Below are 19,174 nucleotides of genomic sequence, written 5' to 3' on the forward strand. Positions count from 1 at the left end.
GGTGTACGGCTCAGGGTGTCCAGGGCGCCTCCACCGCCCAGGTCGTGTCCTCGGTGAACAGGGCGGGGGAGTCGTAGGCGCGCGTCCCGCCCGGGACCGCCAGCCACAACTCGGCGTCGTAGTGGCGCAGATACTGTCCGGGGAAGTTGTACGCGGACAGCCGGACCCCGCCGTTCGCTCCCCGTACCGGGCAGAACGTGGCGTCGGCGCGGAACAGGTCGCCGCTGCCGCCCTCCTTGTGCACGCGCGACCCGCGGTGCCGCAGGTACTCGCCCTGGTAGTTGCGCGACTCGAACGAGTAGCAGGAGGTGTCCGCCAGGCCGGGAACGATCCGCCAGGTGGCGTCGGCCTTCAGCAGCGCACCGCTGCCGCCGTTCACCACCTCGGTGAACGCGGCGCCGTCCTTGTGCCGCAGGTAGCGGTCCGTGTGGCCGGGCGTGGTGACACGCAGGGACCGGAACTGGCCGGTGGGCAGGGTCACCGGGGCGGCCGGTGAGCGTGAGGCGTCGATCAGCGCCCGGTTGGCCGCCCGGACCCGTGCCTCGTCCACCTTGACCACCTGGCGGTCGTAGGTGAGCAGGCCGTTCGCCTCGTTCTCCACGTCGGTGATCTCGGTGTAGACCGCGGCGGACAGGCCCCGGGGCAGGCGCACCTCGCGGATGCCGTCGAGGAGCCCGACGAACCGGTTGTTCAGATGGGCGAGGTCCGGCTGGTCCTCGTAACTGAAGCCGCCACCCGGGTACCACTCGTGACCCGCAACCTTGAAGCCCAGTCCGCCGTACTCGCCGAGCACCGCGGCCCGGGTGGAGCTGGGCACCGTCGTGCCGGGTCCGACGTAGACGTGGTGGTCGACGACGTCGCCGTTCCCGCCGTCGACGGCACCGCAGCAGTTGACCCCGCTCATGTTGTCCACCAGCCGCGACGGGTCGTACGCCCTCACCTCGTTCGCGATGCGCGCCTGGTCGTACTGGCCCCAGCCCTCGTTCTGGTTCACCCACATGATGACCGACGGGGAACTGCGGTGCTGGTCGATGACCCGCCGGTACTCGGCCTCCCACTGGGCGCGCCCCGCCGCGTCGGGCGTGCGCTCCATGGACGGCATGTCCTGCCAGACCAGCGGCCCGAGCCGGTCGGCCCAGTGGAACCAGCGCTGCGGCTCCACCTTGATGTGCTTGCGCACCATGTTGAAGCCCAGGTCCTTGTGCTTCTGCAGGTCGAACCGCAGGGCCGCGTCGGTCGGCGCGGTGTAGATGCCGTCGGGCCAGTAACCCTGGTCCAGGGTGCCGGTCTGGAACACGAACTGACCGTTGAGCACGGGCCGCAGGACACCGTCCACCCGGGCGAGACCGACGGTGCGCATGCCGGTGTAGCTGCCGACCGAGTCGACCGTCGTCGACCCGGACAGCAGGCCGGCGCGCACGTCGTAGAGGAAAGGGTCGTCGGGTGTCCAGCGGTGGGCGTTCGGCACCGGGACGGTGAACTCCGCGCCGACCGGACCGGTGGCCGTGCCGACCGCGGTACCGCCGGAGGAGACGGTGACACGGGCCTGGTGTCCGTTCGTCCCGGAGCCCCGTACGGTGACCTTGAGTCGGTTGTTCACGAGGTCCGGCACCATGTCGAGGCGGGTGATGTGCGCCGCCGACGTGGGCTCCAGCCACACCGTCTGCCAGATGCCGGAGGCGGCCGTGTAGAAGATGCCCCCACCCGGGTGCGGGGTGACGTCGTTCAGCCGCTGCTTGCCGACCGCCTGGGTGCCGGTCTGGGTGGGGTCCCACACGGAGACGACGATCGTGTTGGCGCCGCCCCGGTCCAGCAGGTCGGTGATGTCGTACGAGAAGCCGTCGAAGCCGCCGTCGTGAACGGCGCCCGCCTGCCGGTCGTTGACCCACACGGTGGTGCGCCAGTCGCTCGCGCCGAAGTGCAGCTGGACGCGCCGGCCGTCCCAGCCGGACGGGACGGTGAAGGTGCGCTTGTACCAGAGCTTGTCGTTCTGCGTGATCCGGCGCTGGATGCCGGAGAGCGCCGACTCGGCGACGAACGGCACCCGGATCTGCTCGGGGAACACGGCGGGCCGGCCGGCGTCCGCCGAGGTGACGGCGAAGTCCCAGATGCCGTTGAGGTTCGCCCAGTCGGGGCGGGTGAGCTGCGGGCGCGGATACTCCGGCAGCGGGATATCGACCGGAACCTGGTTGGTCCACGGCGTGGTCATCGGCGCCGGCTTCGGCGTCCACGCCGCCGGCGCCGCGGTCGCGGCCCCGGGAACGATGAGGGCGGTGCCGGCCAGCAGGGCCAGCACCGCCAGGACGGCCGCCGTCCACCGTGGTCTCGGGCGGCCGGCGGGCGGGACGGGTGCGGGTGTCCTACGCATCGTCACTCCTCGGGAAGTGGGGGTGGGAGACGTGCGCGTGCGAGAAGCGGCCGGCCGCGCGAGGAGCGTGACCGGCCGCCGTACCGGACGCGGCGGCGGGAGCCAGGAGGCCCGCCGCCGCGCCCGGGGTCTACAACAGTTGCCGTCGGCGCCCCAGCCAGGTCTGGGCGACGACCACCACGGCCAGGAAGGCGCCGCTGACGACCTGCTGGTAGGAGGAGTCCAGCGAGCCGATCTGGTTGATGACGTTCTGGATCACCTTCAGCAGCAGCACCCCGACCAGCGACCCGCTGACGTAGCCGAGCCCGCCGGTGAGCAGCGTGCCGCCGATGACGACGGCGGAGATGGCCTCCAGCTCCATGCCGTTGCCGAGGATGGTCACCCCGGAGGCTAGCCAGGCGGCGTTCAGCGCCCCGGCGAGGCCCGCCAGCACCCCGGACAGGGTGTAGACGAGGATCTTGGTGCGGGCCACCGGGGCACCCATCAGCGCCGCCGCGTCCTCGTTGCCGCCGACCGCGTACACGTGCTGCCCGAACCGCGTCCGGCGCAGCACGACCGCCCCGGCGACGAACAGCGCCAGCATGATCCACACCGGGTTGCCCAGGCCGAGCGTGCTGCCCTGCCCCAGCTCGGCCAGGAACGAGCCCTTGCCGATGAGATAGGTGTCGGCCCCCTCGTCGGTGATCGCCAGCATCAGACCCCGCGCGCCGAGCATGGCCGCCAGGGTGACGATGAACGGCGCCAGGCGGGAGCGGGCCACCAGCAGGCCGTTGACCACACCGATCGCCCCGCACACCACCAGCGGCAGCAGCAGCGCCACCAGCGTCCCGTGCCGGGAACCCCAGGCCGCGAGCACCCCGCCGAGCGCGAACAGCGAGCCGACCGACAGGTCGATGCCCCCGGTGATGATCACGAACGTCATACCGAGCGCGACGATCGCCAGGAACGCCGAACTCGTCGCCATGTTGCTGACGTTGTCGCCCGTGGCGAACGAGTCGAAGCTGAACGTCGCCACCAGGGAGACGATCACCAGCACCGCCAGCGCGCCGTGCTGCTGGACCAGGGCGGTCAGCCGCTCGGACCGCGCCGGCCCCACGGGCCCGTCGCCAGCCGTCCGCCCGCGGCCGTCCACGCTCACCGGCGTCTGCGTCTTCGTGACGGTCATCGCTTCCCCCGTCCCCGCGCCGCGTAGACGGCGGCCACGATCACTACGGCCTGCGCGATCTGCGTCCACGACGGCGGCAGATCATGCTTGATCAGCGTGGCGGTGAGCAGCTGGATGAGGACCGCGCCCGCCACCGTCCCGGCGATGTTGACCCGGCCGCCGGTGAGCGGCGTCCCGCCGACCACGACGGCGGTGATGGCGGACAGCTCCATCAGATTGCCCAGCGACGTCGGGTCGCTGGCCTGAAGCCGGGCGGTGGCGAGCACCCCCGCCACGGCGGCGAGCAGCGCGCTGATCACGTACACGAGGATCAGTACGCGGCGCACCGGCAGCCCCGCGAGCTGCGCGGCCGGACGGCTGTCGCCGATCGCGAGCAGCTGCCGTCCGAAGGTGGTGCGGCGCACCACGAACGCCACCAGCAGCGCCAGCACGGCGGCGATCAGGAAGAGGTACGGGATCCCCAGCACGTCACCGGAACCCAGCGACGCCAGCTGCGGGTTGCGCAGGTCCTCGAGCTGCGGCAGCAGCACCAGGGCCACGCCCCGCCCGCCCACCATCAAAGCCAGTGTCGCCACGATGGGCTGCACCCCGACCAGCGCCACCAGCGCCCCGTTCGCCAGCCCGACCACGGCGGCGAACACCGCCACCACGAGCAGCGCGGGCACCAGGCCGTAGCCCAGGTAGAGGGCGGTCACGGAGGCCGCCAGCGCCATCACGGCACCCACCGACAGGTCGACGCCCTCGGTGCCGATGACCAGGGCCATGCCCAGCGCGACGATGATGACGGGCGCCACCTGCACGGCCTGGGTGCGGAAGTTCTCCACGGACAGGAAGTGCGGCGTGATGGCGATGTTGACGGCCAGCAGCAGCGCCACGCCGGCGTACACGCCGTACGTCTGCAGCCACTGCAGGGCGCGGGCCTTGTCGAGCGGGACGGTCTTGAGAGCGGCTTCAGCCATCGGTGGCCGCCCCCTCGACCGCGTCCCGGTCCGGGGAGTGCCCGGCGATGGTCCGCATCAGTTCGTCCTCGGTGACCTCGTCGCCGGTCAGCTCGCCGACGACGGCACCGTCCTTCAGTACGACCACGCGGTCGGACCCTTCGATCAGTTCCTCCAGGTCGGAGGAGATGAGCAGGACGCCCAGGCCGTCCGCGGCCAGTTCGTCCACGAGCTTCTGCACCTCGGCCTTGGCGCCGACGTCGATGCCCCGGGTGGGCTCGTCGAGGAGGAGCACCTTCGGGTTCATCGCCAGCCAGCGGGCGAGCAGCACCTTCTGCTGGTTGCCGCCGGAGAGTTCACCGACCTTCTGCTGCGGCGAGGACGCCTTGATGCGCAGCCGCTCGATGAAGGTGTTCACGATGCTGTCGACGCGGGCCTCGGAGACCAGCCCGAAGCGGGAGAGCCGGGGGAGCACGGCCAGCGAGATGTTCTCGCGGACCGACAGCCCGGGCACGATGCCCTCGCTCTTCCTGTCCTCCGGCAGGAGACTGACGCCCGCCCGGATCGCGGCCGGTGTGGAACCCCCGCGCAGGGGCACCCCGGCCACCGTCACCCGGCCCGAACTCGTCGCCAGCGCACCGGAGATGGCCTTCGCCGTCTCGGTGCGTCCGGAGCCCAGCAGCCCGCCGAGGCCCACGACCTCGCCCGGCCGGATGCTGACCGACACCCCGCGCAGCTGGTGGGGGACCGTCAGGTCCGCCGCCTCCAGCACCGGCCGGGTGTCGGTGGCGTGGTGGTCGCCGGTGAACTTCGTCAGTCCCTCCGACCGCACCTCGCCCAGCTCCCGGCCCAGCATCGTGGACACCAGGGAGAGCCGGTCCAGGTCGGCGAGGCGGCCGTGGTGGACCCGTCGGCCGTCGCGCAGCACGGTGACCGTGTCGCACACGGCGTACAGCTCGTCGAGCCGGTGGCTGACGTAGACGACGGCGATGCCCTCGTCGCGCAGCCGGCGGATGACCGAGAACAGCGTCTCGACCTCCCGCGGCTCGAGGGACGAGGTCGGCTCGTCCATGATGACGATGCGCGCCTCGCTCGCCACCGCCCGGGCCAGGGCGACCATCTGCTGGGCGCCGACGCCGAGGCTGCGCAGCGGCCGCCGTACGTCGACCCGGACGCCGTAGGCGCCCAGGGTCTCCTCGGCCTCGCGGTGCATACGGGCGAAGTCCAGCAGGCCGAACCTGTTCCGCGGCTCGCGGCCCAGGAACAGGTTGCGGGCCACGCTCAACAGCGGGATGAGATTGACCTCTTGGTAGATCGTCGAGATGCCGGCCTTCTGCGCCTCCAGCGGGGTCGCGAAGGACACCTCACGCCCCTGGAAAACGATGTCTCCGGCGTCGGGCCGGTACACACCGGTGAGGAGCTTGATGAGGGTCGACTTGCCGGCGCCGTTCTCGCCGATCAGGGCGTGGACCTCACCGGCGTGCAGGGTCAGGTCCACGTCGTCCAGGGCCCGGACGCCGGGAAACGTCTTGCTCAGTCCGCGGACGGCGAGGACTTCGGCGGGGGGAGCCACCTGTGCCTCCAGGATGAAAAGGGGTGACGGACGGACGGGGGCCCGGGGGCCGGGCCCCCGGCGACAGGCTCAGTAGGCCTTGCCGAGGTCCTGCTCGGCGTTGTCCGGGCCGTAGGCGCCGTCCTGGATGATGATGTCCTGGTGGACCTCCTTGCCCTGGGTGAAGTCGTCCAGGGTCTGGAAGGCCAGCGGGCCGAACCGCGGGTTGGACTCGACGACGCCGCTGATCCAGCCGTCCACGACGCCCTGGACGGCGTTGCGGGTGCCGTCCACCGTGACGATCTTGACGTCGCCGGCCTTCTTGCCTGCGCCCTTCAGCGCGGCCACCGCGCCCAGGCCCATCTCGTCGTTCTCCGCGTAGATGCCCTTGATGCCGGGCTTGGACTGGATGAGCTGCTCGGTGACCTGCTGGCCCTTCTCCCGGGCGAAGTCACCGGTCTGCTCGAAGACCACCTTCAGGGCGGGGGCCTTCTCGGCGACCCGCTCCTTGAAGCCCTTGGTGCGCTCGGTGGTGACGTTGTTGCCGGCCGAGCCGAGCAGGATGGCGACCTCGCCCTTGCCGCCGGTGGCCTCGATCATCTGGTCGGCGGCGCGGCGCCCCTGCTCGACGAAGTCCGAGGCGATGAAGGAGACGTAGTCCTTGCAGGCGGTGGCGTTGATCTTACGGTCGATGGTGACGATGGGGACCTTCTTGGCGGCGGCGGCCTGCAGCACCGGGTCCCAGCCGTCGGAGTTCAGCGGAGCGATGACGAGGAGGTCGGCGCCCTTGGCGAGCAGGTCCTGCACGTCGCTGATCTGCTTGGAGAACTGCGACTGGGCGTTGGCCGTGAGCAGCTTGACGCCTCTCTTGGCCGCCTCGTCCTTGATGGACTGCGTCTCGGCGATACGGAAGGGGTTGGCCTCCTTCTCCGACTGGGAGAAGCCGACCGTGGCGCCCTTCAGGTCGATCTTCTTGCCGCCGTAGGCGTCGACGGTGCAGGTCTTGCTGCCCGGCTTCGGCTCGGCCACCTTCTGGCCGGCGTCGGCCGCGGCCGTGGGCTTCTTGCCGTCCGCCGCGTCGTCCTCCGACTTGGCACAGGAGGTCGCGGTGAGGGCCACGGCGGCGGCCAGGGCCACGACCACGGGACGGGCGAGGGAAAGGGAACGGTGAGTGGTGCGCTGCATGGTGACCCCGATCCGGGTGACGCTGAAAGGGAACTGGGGAGCCGAAGGACGCGTGCGGTGGAGCTGCTCCCCCTGTGCACAACGGCGTCCGGTGCGCCGCCAAGGAGGTTTTACATCGTTGGAAGGAACCTGTAAACCCCTCGTGCACAAGGTCCGGAAGGGCGGAGCGGAAGGGGTGTCACGGGGAGTCGGCGCCCACGCCGAAGGCGCGCTTCCGGTAAGCGCGTGCGGTGACGGAGCGTTGAGTACGCCGTTGTGCGGCGCTTTGACGGGACCGGGACTCCGGGTGTCCGGCCATACGTGTCCCGCGTGGGAGCGCGAAGCCCGCGGCGCGGGGAGGGAGGTTGCGCGCGAAGCCCGCGGCGCGGGGAGGGAGGTTGCGCGCGAAGCCCGCGGCGCGGGGAGGGAGGTTGCGCGCGAAGCCCGCGGCGCGGGGAGGAGAGTGGTGTGGGGGCGTACGGCCGGTCAGTCCGGTCGCACGCCCGCCGCCGGGCGGCCCAAGGTGCTCTCCCGTTCGACCAGTTGGTAGTCCGCCCAGATGCGGCGCGGCTCCGGGGCCCGGTCGCCCAGGCGGGCCAGCACCGACTCCACCGCGAGGCGGCCGATGGCGGTCTTGTCCGGTGACACCGAGGTGAGGGTGACCGCGCCGAAACGGCCCTCGATCACGTCGTCGAAGCCCACCACCGCGATGTCCTCGGGCACGCGCAGTCCTCGTTCGTGCAGCACCCGCATCGCGCCGATCGCCATCGGGTCGTTGTAGGCGAACACCGCGTCCGGCCGGCGGCCGCTGTCCAGGATGTGCCGCATCGCCCGCGCGCCGTCGGCGTGCCCCCAGCCGTCGACGGCCGCGACCAGGCCCTCGTCCGCGGGCAGCCCCGCCGCCGTCAGCTCCTCGCGCCAGCCGCGGACGCGGAGCTGGGCCGGCTCGCTGCGGTCGCGCCGCGCCCCGATGAACGCCACCTCCCGGCGCCCGAGGCCGATCAGGTGCCGGACGGCGTCACGGGCGGCGGCCACGTTGTCGATCGCGATGTGGTCGTACGGCAGGTCGTAGTCCCGCTCGCCGAGCAGCACCAGCGGCACGTCCTGGTCGCGGTCGCGCAGGTCCTCGGTCCGCAGCTCGATGGGGCTGAGGATCAGCCCGTCGATGACCCGGGCCCGGAAGCCCTGGCTCACCAGCAGCTCCTGGTCGCGCGATCCGCCGGTGTGGTCGAGCAGCACGATGTAGTCGTGCTGGGCCGCCGCGTCGATGACGGAGGCGGTCAGCTCGGCGAAGTACGGGTTGCCGAGCTCGGGCAGGGCGAGCGCGATGATGCCCGTACGGCCCTTCCGCAGGTGGCGGGCGGCGAGGTTGGGCTGGTAGCCGAGCGCGTCGATGGACCGCTGGACCCGCTCGCGCATGGCCGGCGTGACGTGCTGGTAGTTGTTCACCACGTTCGAGACGGTCTTGATGGAGACCCCCGCGTGCGCGGCGACGTCCTTGAGGCTGACCCGCACGGCAATCCCTTCGTGAGCGGCCCGACTCGGTTGGCCGGTGCGGATGCGGTGCCGTCACCGAGAGTCGTGTGCCGAGCCGCTGGGCTCAAGTTTTACAACGTTATACACGCCGTCACCGGACGCTGACAAGGCGTGGGACGGGTGGTGCGGGGGGTGGCGTCCGGGCGGCCGCGGCACCCCCGCTCACGGGACGGAACCAGTTCCCTGAGCGGACCGACTGTGCCACGTGCCGGACTGTGCCGTCTCCCCCCACGACTGCGAGACCTCGCCGAAGACCACCGGGCCCGCTTGCCCGGCCCGTCGCGCCGGAAGGGACCGCCCACCCTGTGGGCCACCCCCTCACCCGCCCGAGCTCTCCCGCACGATCAGCCGGTGGCCGGCCGTCTCGTCGACGGCCGGGCCGCCGGGGCCGGCCGCCTCTATGCGGGCCAGCAGCAGTTCCACCGCCCGGCGGGCGATGCCCGGTTTGTCGGGGGCGACCGTGGTGAGCGTCGGGATGCTGTACCGGGTGGCCTCGATGTCGTCGAAGCCGACCACGTCCACGTCCCCCGGCACCGACCAGCCGTCCTCGTGCAGGGCGCGTACCGCGCCGAGGGCCAGGTGGTCGTTGAGGCAGAGCAGCGCGTCCGGCGGCTGCGGCAGCCGCATCAGGGTGCGCGCGGCGGCGGCGCCGTCGGCCCAGCGGAACGCGGGCACCGGCAGGATCAGGTCCTCGGACACGGTCAGACCCGCTTCCGTCAAGGCCTGTTGATGGCCGACCGTGCGCAGCCGTCCGGTGTTGTGCGTGCCCCGCAGGTCGCCGCCGACCACCGCGATGCGGCGCCGCCCCCGCGCCAGCAGGTGCGCGGTCGCCTCACGGGCCGCCGCCACGTTGTCGATCGCGACGTGGTCCGCGCTGCCGGGCAGGTTGCACTCGCCGAGCAGCACCAGCGGCAGCCGGGTGTCCCGGCCCTCCAGGTCGCGCGGCTGCAGGGCGAGCGGCGAGAGGACGACCCCGTCCGTGAACTGGGCGTCGAAGCCCTGCACGGCGGCCAGTTCCTTCTCGCGCCGCCCGCCGGTCTCCAGCAGCAGCGTGGTGCCGCCCTGCCGTTCGGCCTCGGCCATGACGTGCTTGGCCAGCTCGGCGAAGTAGGCGATGTCCAGGTCCGGCACGGCCAGCGCGATCACCCCGGTCCGGCCCCGGCGCAGCTGACGTCCCGCGATGTTGACCCGGTAGCCGAGGGCGTCGATGGCCTCGCGCACCGCGGTGCGGGTCCGTTCGGAGACGTGTTCGTAGTCGTTGAGGACGTTGGACACCGTCTTCGCCGAGACGCCCGCGTACTCCGCGACGTCCTTGATCCTGGGCCTGCCCATGCTTCCCTTCTCGCCCTCCCTGCCGCCTCCCGGATCGTAGCCGCAGCCCTTCGGGGCGGGACCGTCGGCGGGGAAGGGCCGTGCCGAAAACTTTTCGCCACCGCCATTTACATCGATGTAATCGTATGGTCGCATGGCCCCTGTACGTAGCGCACCGCAGTGACGAGGAGCAGCATGAGCACGCCCCCGCCCCTGGACCTCCCGCGTCCGGAGTACCCCCGGCCCCAGTTCGCCCGCGAGGCGTGGCTGAACCTCAACGGCCGCTGGCAGTTCGAGACCGACCGCGGGGACAGCGGACTGGAGCGGGGCCTGCCGGCCCGCGATCTCTCCGGTGAGATCGTCGTGCCCTTCTGCCCGGAGTCCGAGCTGTCCGGCATCGGCGACACGGACTTCATGGAGGCCGTCTGGTACCGCCGCACGGTGACCGTCCCGGCCGAGTGGGCCGGCAACGAGGTGCTGCTGCACTTCGGCGCCGTGGACCACGACGCCACCGTCTGGGTCAACGGCACCGAGGTGGCCCGCCACCGCGGCGGCTTCACCCCCTTCACCGCGGACCTGCGCGGCGTGGCCGGCCCCGGCGACGAGGCCGTGATCGTGGTCCGCGCCCGCGACTCGCGGCACGGCCCCCAGGCCCGCGGCAAACAGGCCACCTGGTACGCCAACACGCACTGCCACTACACCCGCACCACCGGGATCTGGCAGACGGTGTGGCTGGAGCCCGTCCCCGCCGCCGCCCGCCTCAAGCGCCCCCGCATCACCCCCGACCTCGGTTCCGGCTCGTTCCACCTCGACCTCCCCGTCACCGGAAACCTGCCTGGCCACCGCGTGCGCGCCGTACTCGGCGACAGCGACGGCGAGGTGGTCACCGCCTCCGCCCGCGCCGACCTCGACCTGTGCCCCCGCCTGGTCCTGACCGTCCCCGAGGACCGGCTGCGCACCTGGTCACCGGCCGACCCGCACCTGTACGACCTGCGCCTGCAACTCCTGGACGCCGACGGCACCGTGGTCGACGAGGCCACGTCGTACGCGGGCATGCGGTCGGTCGCCCTGCACGGCAAGCGGGTCCTGATCAACGGCGAACCGGTGTTCCAGCGCCTCGTCCTCGACCAGGGCTACTACCCGGACGGTCTGATGACCGCGCCCACCGACGCCGACCTGGTCCGCGACATCGAACTCGGGCTGCGGGCCGGCTTCAACGGCGCCCGGCTGCACCAGAAGGTGTTCGAGGAGCGCTACCTCTACCACGCCGACCGGCTCGGCTACCTGGTGTGGGGCGAGTTCGGCGACTGGGGCTGCGAGACCGGCGTGCGCGACGACAACCAGCGTCCCGACGCCAGTTACGTCGCCCAGTGGCTGGAGGCCCTGGAACGCGACCACTCCCACCCGTCGATCATCGGCTGGTGCCCGCTGAACGAGACGTACCAGCACCTGCACGACCGCATCACCCAGCTCGACGACGTCACCCGGGCGATGTTCCTGGCGACCAAGCAGGCCGACCCCAGCCGCCCCGTGATCGACGCCTCCGGCTACGCCCATCGCGTGGCGGAGACCGACGTCTACGACTCCCACTGCTACGAGCAGGACCCGCGGGCGTTCGCCAAGACCATGGCGGGCCTCGCCGAGGACCGCCCCTACGTCAACACCGGTCCCGAGGGCCGCCCCTGGTCGGTGCCGTACCGCGGACAGCCGTACTTCTGCAGCGAGTTCGGCGGCATCTGGTGGGACGCGGAAGCCGCCGCCACCGCGGCCGGCGACGAGACCGGGTCGTCCTGGGGCTACGGCGAACGCCCGCGCAGCGTCGAGGAGTTCCTCGCCCGCTTCACCGGCCTGGTCGACGTGCTGCTCGACGACCCGGACATGTTCGGCTACTGCTACACCCAGCTCACCGACGTCTTCCAGGAACGCAACGGCGTCTACGGCTTCGACCGCGCCGAGAAGTTCGACACCGCCGTGCTGCGCCGCGCCCAGCAGCGTCCCGCGGCCGCCGAGTCCACCCGCTGACGACGTCCCGCCCGGCCGGAGCGACTCACCGTCCGGCTCCCGCACCACGCGCCGGCGTGGGCGTCCCCGGTGATGTACATCGATGGAAAAGGAAAGGTAGCGTCATGGTCGACCTGCCAGGCCCACGAGCCGCCTCCGCCCGGCCGGACAGCGGACGCGCCGCACCGTCGCGGCGCGGTGTGCTCCGCGCGTCGCTGGCCTCCGCCGCCGCCCTCCTCGGCGGCGGCGCCCTGGCCGGCTGCGGGGCCGCCGCGGCCTCGGACCCCGACACCGTGCGCATGTGGGACCTGTTCAGCGGGGCCGACGGCGCCCTGCTCGACGAGCTGATCGACATCGCGGCTCCCGACATGGGGGGCACCGGGGTCGACCGGACCGTCCTGGAATGGGGCACGCCGTACTACACCAAGCTCGCCATGGCCTCGGCCGGCGGGCGCGGGCCGGACGTCGCCGTCTGCCACATGTCACGCCTGGCCGGCTACGCCCCGCTCGGCCTGCTCGACCCCTGGGACACCGGCCTGCTCGCCGAGTTCGGCATCCGTGAGGAGGACTTCGCCGACGCGGTGTGGCAGCGCACCCTGTACCGCGACCGGACGTACGCCGTGCCGCTGGACACCCACCCGTTCATCGTCTTCTTCCACCCTGGTCCCGTCCGCGAGGCCGGGCTGCTGACCGCCGGCGGCGACCTGGACCAGGACGCCTTCTCCACCCCGGAGCGCTTCCTGGAGGCGGGCCGTGAACTGGCCCGCGCCACCGGCGAGCAGGGCATCGCCTTCGGCTACGTCAACGACACCGCGCAGTGCTGGCGGCTGTTCTACGGCCTCTACCGGCAGACCGGCAACGACTTCGAGCTGCCCGTCGGCGGCACCGTCACCGCCGACGTCGACGCCATGACCGAGGTCATCGCCTTCATGCGGAAGCTCGTCGACGGCCGCGCCAACCCCCACCGCCTCGACTACCCGGCCGCCCTCGCCAACTTCACCAACGGGCAGACCGGCATGATCCTCTCCGGCGAGTGGGAACTCGGCACCTTCCGCGGTGCCGACCCCGACATCGGAGCCGCCTCCTTCCCCACGGTGTTCGGCACGCCCGCGGTCTACGCCGACTCCCACTCGTTCGTCCTGCCGCGCCGCCCCGACCCGGACGAGGCGCACCGCAGGCGCACCCACCGGGCGGTGGCCGCCATCCTCAAGGCCGGCCAGACCTGGGCGAAGGCGGGCCACATCCCGGCGTACCGGCCGGTGACCCGCACCCGGGAGTACGCCCGCCTCGAACCGCAGGCCCGGTACGTCGTGGCCGCCGACCACGTGGTGCTCGACCCGCCCGTGTGGTTCGCCGGCGCCGGCTCCGACTTCCAGAACGCCATGTCCCAGGTGCTCCAGCAGGCCCTGCTCGACGGCCTCGCGCCCGACCGCGCGGCCCGCGCCATGGTCGACCGCGTCAACACCGCCCTGTCCCAGCCCAGTCCGGCCTGACCGCCGCGAAGGAGGCAGCAGATGTCCACCCCACTCGCAGCGCCGGACCGGGTGCCCGCCGGCGACAGGGCCACGGGCTTCGGCGCGGCCGCGCGCCGGCTCGTCCCGCCGGGCCTGCTCTTCGCCCTGCCGTTCCTCGTCCTGTTCGCCCTGTTCATGGTCTGGCCGCTGGTCCAGGGCGCCTGGATGAGCCTCACCGACACCTCCCTGTCCGCGCACGACCCGTCCTTCGTCGGGCTGGACAACTACGCGGAGGCCCTCGGCGACGCCGAGATGTGGCAGGCCGTCGGCAACACCGTGTGGTTCACCGTGGTCTCCACGGTGCCCCTGGTGGCCGTCGCCCTCGGCATGGCGCTCCTGGTGCACACCGGGCTGCCCGGCCAGTGGGTGTGGCGGCTGGCCTTCTTCGCCCCCTACCTGCTGCCGGTCGGTGTCATCGGCCTGCTGTGGGGCTGGCTGTACCAGCCGGACCTCGGCCTCTACAACCACCTGCTCCAGGCGGTGGGCCTGGACGGTTTCGCGTGGCTGAGCGACCAGGACGTCGCCCTGTACGCCATCGTCATCGCCACCCTGTGGTGGACCGTCGGCTTCAACTTCCTGCTGTTCCTGGCGGCGCTCCAGGCCGTGCCCGACCACCTCTACGAGGCGGCGGCACTGGACGGCGCGGGCGCCTGGCGCCGGCTGTGGCACGTCACGCTGCCCCAGCTGCGCCGTATGACCGGCGTGGTCACGGTGCTCCAGATCCTCGCCTCGCTGAAGGTCTTCGACCAGGTGTACCTGCTGACCAAGGGCGGGCCCGACGGCTCCACCCGGCCCGTCGTCGAGTACCTCTACGACATGGGCTTCACCGGCTACCGGCTCGGCTACGCCTCCGCCATCAGCTACGTCTTCTTCGCCCTCGTCGTCCTCGTGTCCGCCGCGCAGTTCGCCGCCTTCCGCCGCAGGGAGAAGTGACATGACCTCCGTAGACCTCGGGACACGGCCCGCGCGCCGCACGGTCTCCCCGCTCCCCGCCTCCCGCCGTGCCCGGCCGGCCGGCGGGCGGGGCCCGAACCTCACCCTCGGCGCGAGCAGGACCGCCCGCGTCCTGGCCCTGGCGGTCCTCGCGGTGCTGGCCCTGACCTGGCTGCTGCCGATGGCGTGGGCGGTGCTCACGGCGTTCAAGTCCGAACAGGACGCCAGCGACCCCCTGCACTGGTTCTGGCCGCAGGGCGGCTTCACCCTGGACGGCTTCCGCACCGTCGTCGAGCGCGGTGACCTGCCGCTGTGGATGTGGAACAGCTTCTTCGTCTCCGCGGCCGTCACGATCGTCACGGTCGCCGTGTCGGCGGCGGCGGGCTACGCCTTCTCCCGCACCCTGTTCAAGGGGCGCCGCGGGCTGTTCGCGCTGACGGTCGCGTCGATCCTCGTCCCGCCGCAGATGCTGATCGTCCCGTGGTTCCAGCAGATGCTGACGCTGAACCTGGTGGACACCTACGCGGCGGTGATCCTGCCGCAGACGGTCGCCCCGGTGATGGTGTTCATCCTGAAGAAGCACTTCGACACCATCCCCCGCGAACTGGAGGAGGCGGCGCGGCTCGACGGCGCCGGGCACGCGCGGATCTTCTGGTCGGTGATGCTGCCGCTGTCCCGCCCGATGCTCGCCGCGGTGTCGATCTTCGTGTTCATCGGGGCGTGGAACAACTTCCTGTGGCCGTTCGTGTCGACCTCCGACCCGGCGCTGATGACCCTGCCGGTCGGCATCACCGCGGTGAAGGACGCCTACGGCGTCAACTACGCCCAGACGATGGCGTCGTCGGTGCTGGCCGCACTGCCCCTGGTGCTGGTGTTCGTCTTCTTCCAGCGCCACATCGTCAAGTCGGTGGCGACCACCGGCCTCGGCGGCCAGTGACCCGCCTTCGTCACGGACGAGCGAGCGCCCCGCGGCCTGCACGGCCGCGGGGCGCTCGCTCGTCGTGCGCTACGGGAGTCAGCTCCCCACGACGGTCTTGTCGCCCGCCTCCTCGGCGAGGCGCTCCATGCCGCTGGTCGTCTTCAGCGGCTTCTCCTTGATGAAGACCACGGTGATCAGGGCCAGCAGCGCGCACGGCGTGGCGATGAGGAACAGGTCGGCCGTGGCGACGCCGTAGGCGTGCTCGACGATCTGCCGCACCGGCTCGGGCAGGGTGCTCATGTCCGGCACGCTGCTCTCCCCGCCGCCGTCGCCGCCGGAGGGGATGCCCGCGGCGTCCAGGCCCTTGGTCATCTCGGACGCGACCCGGTTGGCGAGGATGGCGCCCAGGACGCTGGTGCCGATGGTGCCGCCCATGCTGCGGAAGAACGACAGCACGGACGTCGCGGCGCCCAGCTCACTGGCCGGCACGTCGTTCTGCGCCGCCAGCACCAGGTTCTGCATCAGCATGCCGACGCCGATGCCGAGGATCGCCATGTAGACGCTGAGCAGGGTGAAGGAGGTGTCCGCGTCGATGGTGGACAGCAGACCGAGGCCGACGGTCATGATGACCGCGCCCGCCACCAGGTAGCGCTTCCACACACCGGACTTGCTGATGAGCTGGCCGGCGACGGTCGACGAGACCAGCAGACCGAGGATCATCGGCAGGCTCATCAGACCGGCCACGGTCGGGGACTTGCCGAGGGAGACCTGGAAGTACTGCGAGAGGAACACCGTGCCGCCGAACATGGCGACACCCACCAGCAGGCTGGCGACGGTGGTGAGGGTGACGGTGCGGTTGCGGAAGATGCCCAGCGGGATGACCGGTTCGGCCGTCCGCGCCTCGACGAACACCGCGGCGACCAGCAGCAGCACACCGGCGCCGGTGAGGGCGGCGGTCTGCCAGGAGGCCCAGTCGAACTCGTTGCCCGCCAGGGTCACCCAGATCAGCAGGGCGCAGACGCCCGCCACGATGAGGAAGGCGCCCAGGAAGTCGATCTTCGCCTCGCGGCGGGCCACCACCGGCAGGCGCAGGGTGCGCTGCAGCAGCGCGATGGCGAGCAGGGCGAACGGCACGCCGATGAAGAAGCACCAGCGCCAGCCCAGCCAGGAGGTGTCCACCAGCACGCCGCCGACCAGCGGTCCGGCGACGGTGCCGATGGCGAACACGGCGCCGAAGATGCCGGCGTACTTGCCGAGCCGGCGCGGCGGGATGATCGCCGCCATGACGACCTGGGCGAGCGCGGTCAGACCGCCCGCGCCGATGCCCTGCACCACGCGGCTGAAGATGAGCAGCTCGACGCCGTGGGAGAAGCCCGCCAGCAGCGAGCCCGCGACGAACATGCCCAGCGACAGCTGGAGCAGCAGCTTCTTGTTGAACAGGTCGGACAGCTTGCCCCAGAGCGGCACGGTCGCCGTCATGGCCAGCAGCTCGGCGGTGACGACCCAGGTGTAGGAGGACTGGCTCGCCCCCAGGTCGGCGATGATGGTGGGCAGTGCGTTGGCCACGACGGTGCCCGCCAGGATCGCCACGAACATGCCGGCCATCAGTCCGGACATGGCCTGGAGTATCTGCCGGTTGGTCATGGCGGCGGGTGGCGCCGCGTCGGGCGCCTGTGTTGCGGTCACGGTCGTCTCTCTCACGGAATCGGTGGTGAAAGCGGGATCGCGCCCCGGGCGGGGCGGGAGTGGGGGAGGGCCGGAGTGTGCGCGGGGGCCCGGCCGGCGAAGGGTCCGGCGCCTACCGGGCCGGGGTCGGCAGTCCGGCGGCGAGGAGGGCGAACACCTCGTGGAACACGTCGGCGAAGGCGACGTCGTCGGGCCGTTCGCACCAGTGCTGCACGCTCACCCGCACCGCCGCGCCGGCCACCGCGGCGAGCAGCCGCGGGTACAGGCCCAGGGCGGCGCGGTCCACGCCGTCCTCGGGCGGGGCGGGGGTCTCGCCGGGCGGGCCGCCGGCGCGGACGCGCGCGGCGATCGCCTCGGCGAGGCCCGTCTCGTCGGCCATCTGGGCGCCGAGGTTGCGCACCAGGAGGTGCGGGGAGGCCCGCAGCACCCGGGCGTGCAGGCTCCACAGTTCGTGCTGCCGTTCCGCCTCGCGCAGCTCGGTGGCGAGCGCTTCGCGCAGCGCCTCCAGCGGCGAGAGGCCGGGCGGCGCGGCGAGGAGCGACCGGCGCACCCGCTCGCTCGCGTCCGCGTCCACGACGACGAAGGCGTCGTCGCGTGAGTCGAAGTAGTTGAAGAAGGTCCGCACGGACACGCCGGCCGCGGCGCTGATCGCCTCGACCGTGACCTGGTCCGCCCCCTGCTCGGCGGCGAGTCGCACCGCCGCCTCCGCGAGCGCGGCACGTGTGGCGCGCTTCTTGCGCTCCCGCAGTCCGCCGCCCGCGGTGTCCTTCCCCGTCATGCCGTGCATGCTATGCAAAAATGCACGGCATGCAAAATTGTGTTCGGGTGATCACGCAGGTGGCGTGGTGAAGGGGGCCTCCGGCCGGTGCGCGGCTAGCGTCATGGCATGACCGGTGACCGGATCGGATGGCGCGCGTGCCTGCTCGGTGGCGCCGTGTTCGCGGTGTGCATGGCCGGGACCACGCTTCCCACCCCGCTGTACCCCCTCTACCAGGACAAGTTCGGCTTCTCCGAACTGACGGTCACCGTGGTGTACGCGGTCTACGCGTTCGCGGTCATCGGCGTCCTGCTGCTCGCGGGCAACGCCTCGGACGCCGTGGGCAGACGCCCGGTGCTGCTGTGGGGGCTGGCCTGCTCGGCCGCGAGCGCGATCTGCTTCCTCCTCGCCACCGATCTGGGCTGGCTGTACGCCGGGCGGCTCCTGTCGGGACTGTCGGCCGGACTGTTCACCGGTGCCGCCACCGCCTACGTCATGGAGGCGGCCCCGCCCGGCCACACCTCCCGGGCCACGTTCGTCGCCACCGCCGTCAACATGGGCGGGCTCGGCTGCGGCCCCCTGCTCGCGGGAGTGCTCGCCGAGTACGCCGCCCGGCCGCTGTACCTGCCGTTCGCCGTCCACCTGGCCCTGGTGGTCTGCTCGGCGGCGGTGCTGTTGCGGCTGCCGGAGACCGTACGGGACATCCGCCCGCTGAGGACCGTACGGCCGCAGCGGCCGGGGGTGCCCGCACAGGTGCGCCCCGTCTTCGGAGCGGCGGCGACGGCCTCGTTCGTGGGGTTCGCCCTGTTCGGCGTGTTCACCTCCGTCAGCCCCGCCTTCCTCGCGCAGTCCCTGGGCGTGACCGACCACGCGGTGAGCGGCACGGTTGTGGCGGCGGCGTTCTTCGCGTCGATCGCCGGACAGACGGCCGTCGGCCGGGTGGGCGTGAGCCGGTCGCTGCCGCTGGGCTGCGCCGTTCTGCTCGCCGGCCTCGCGCTGCTCGCGGGGGCCCTCTACTGGGACCAGCTGGCGCTGGTGGTGCTGAGCGCGCTGGTCGGCGGCTTCGGGCAGGGGCTGGCGTTCCGCGGGGCGCTGTCCGCGGTGGGCGCGGCGTCCCCGGCGGACCGGCGGGCCGCGGTGATCTCGTCGCTGTTCGTCGTCGCGTACACCGGCATCTCGGTCCCGGTCATCGGCGTGGGCCTGCTGTCGGACCCCCTGGGGCTGGAGAACGCGGGTCTGGTGTTCATCGCCTGCATGGCCGTCCTGATCGTCACGGCGGCCGGCTACCTGCTGCGCAGGCCCGTGCGGGCCGGGGCGTGACGGGCCCCGG

At 72.0% G+C, this 19,174-nt stretch carries 14 protein-coding genes; 5 read left to right on the forward strand and 9 right to left on the reverse strand.

Features of this window, described 5'->3' with window-relative positions:
* Positions 1-10: 10 nt before the first annotated feature.
* The 7 genes from ACIF8S_RS21320 to ACIF8S_RS21350 all read right to left on the reverse strand — a co-directional run bounded on the left by ACIF8S_RS21320 (position 11) and on the right by ACIF8S_RS21350 (position 10,055).
* Complete coding sequence (locus ACIF8S_RS21320) at positions 11-2,368, reverse strand: AbfB domain-containing protein (protein WP_400000856.1); 2,358 nt, start codon at positions 2,366-2,368, stop codon at positions 11-13.
* Positions 2,369-2,498: 130 nt separating this feature from the next.
* Complete coding sequence (locus tag ACIF8S_RS21325) at positions 2,499-3,533, reverse strand: ABC transporter permease (RefSeq protein WP_400000858.1); 1,035 nt, start codon at positions 3,531-3,533, stop codon at positions 2,499-2,501.
* Positions 3,530-4,492, reverse strand: coding sequence for an ABC transporter permease (locus tag ACIF8S_RS21330; RefSeq protein ID WP_400000860.1), 963 nt, complete (start codon positions 4,490-4,492; stop codon positions 3,530-3,532). The genes ACIF8S_RS21325 and ACIF8S_RS21330 overlap by 4 nt, the downstream gene beginning before the upstream one ends.
* Positions 4,485-6,044, reverse strand: a complete 1,560-nt coding sequence (locus tag ACIF8S_RS21335; RefSeq protein WP_400000861.1) for a sugar ABC transporter ATP-binding protein — start codon at positions 6,042-6,044, stop codon at positions 4,485-4,487. The genes ACIF8S_RS21330 and ACIF8S_RS21335 overlap by 8 nt, the downstream gene beginning before the upstream one ends.
* A 69-nt stretch (positions 6,045-6,113) precedes the next feature.
* Positions 6,114-7,208 (reverse strand): ABC transporter substrate-binding protein, encoded by a 1,095-nt coding sequence (locus ACIF8S_RS21340; protein ID WP_400000863.1) that lies wholly within the window; start codon positions 7,206-7,208, stop codon positions 6,114-6,116.
* Positions 7,209-7,673: 465 nt separating this feature from the next.
* Entirely contained in the window at positions 7,674-8,702 is a 1,029-nt protein-coding gene (locus ACIF8S_RS21345; protein WP_400000864.1) for a LacI family DNA-binding transcriptional regulator, read from the reverse strand.
* A gap of 339 nt (positions 8,703-9,041) precedes the next feature.
* Positions 9,042-10,055 carry a LacI family DNA-binding transcriptional regulator gene (locus ACIF8S_RS21350; RefSeq protein ID WP_400000866.1) on the reverse strand — a complete coding sequence of 338 codons (1,014 nt, stop codon included), beginning with the start codon at positions 10,053-10,055 and terminating at the stop codon, positions 9,042-9,044.
* Positions 10,056-10,229: 174 nt separating this feature from the next.
* On the opposite strand from ACIF8S_RS21350, the gene ACIF8S_RS21355 reads away from it, so the two are divergent.
* The 4 genes from ACIF8S_RS21355 to ACIF8S_RS21370 all read left to right on the forward strand — a co-directional run bounded on the left by ACIF8S_RS21355 (position 10,230) and on the right by ACIF8S_RS21370 (position 15,419).
* Positions 10,230-12,056: a sugar-binding domain-containing protein gene (locus ACIF8S_RS21355; protein ID WP_349796452.1), complete on the forward strand. Its 1,827-nt coding sequence runs from the start codon at positions 10,230-10,232 to the stop codon at positions 12,054-12,056.
* Positions 12,057-12,160: 104 nt separating this feature from the next.
* Entirely contained in the window at positions 12,161-13,528 is a 1,368-nt protein-coding gene (locus ACIF8S_RS21360) for an extracellular solute-binding protein (RefSeq protein ID WP_400000868.1), read from the forward strand.
* 21 nt (positions 13,529-13,549) lie between these two features.
* Positions 13,550-14,482, forward strand: a complete 933-nt coding sequence (locus ACIF8S_RS21365; RefSeq protein ID WP_400000869.1) for a carbohydrate ABC transporter permease — start codon at positions 13,550-13,552, stop codon at positions 14,480-14,482.
* A gap of 1 nt (position 14,483) precedes the next feature.
* Positions 14,484-15,419 (forward strand): carbohydrate ABC transporter permease, encoded by a 936-nt coding sequence (locus tag ACIF8S_RS21370; RefSeq protein ID WP_349796449.1) that lies wholly within the window; start codon positions 14,484-14,486, stop codon positions 15,417-15,419.
* A 78-nt stretch (positions 15,420-15,497) separates the two neighbouring features.
* On the opposite strand, the gene ACIF8S_RS21375 is transcribed toward ACIF8S_RS21370, so the two are convergent.
* Together ACIF8S_RS21375 and ACIF8S_RS21380 are read right to left on the reverse strand one after the other, a co-directional pair.
* Positions 15,498-17,045: an MDR family MFS transporter gene (locus ACIF8S_RS21375; protein WP_400001215.1), complete on the reverse strand. Its 1,548-nt coding sequence runs from the start codon at positions 17,043-17,045 to the stop codon at positions 15,498-15,500.
* A 154-nt stretch (positions 17,046-17,199) separates the two neighbouring features.
* Positions 17,200-17,874 (reverse strand): TetR/AcrR family transcriptional regulator, encoded by a 675-nt coding sequence (locus ACIF8S_RS21380; RefSeq protein ID WP_400000871.1) that lies wholly within the window; start codon positions 17,872-17,874, stop codon positions 17,200-17,202.
* A 99-nt stretch (positions 17,875-17,973) separates the two neighbouring features.
* Here ACIF8S_RS21380 and ACIF8S_RS21385 point away from each other — a divergent pair, with 99 nt between their 5' ends.
* Positions 17,974-19,164 (forward strand): MFS transporter, encoded by a 1,191-nt coding sequence (locus ACIF8S_RS21385; protein WP_400000873.1) that lies wholly within the window; start codon positions 17,974-17,976, stop codon positions 19,162-19,164.
* Positions 19,165-19,174: the final 10 nt, after the last annotated feature.

This window comes from Streptomyces sp. NPDC085937 (genome assembly GCF_044540535.1).
GTDB lineage: Bacteria > Actinomycetota > Actinomycetes > Streptomycetales > Streptomycetaceae > Streptomyces.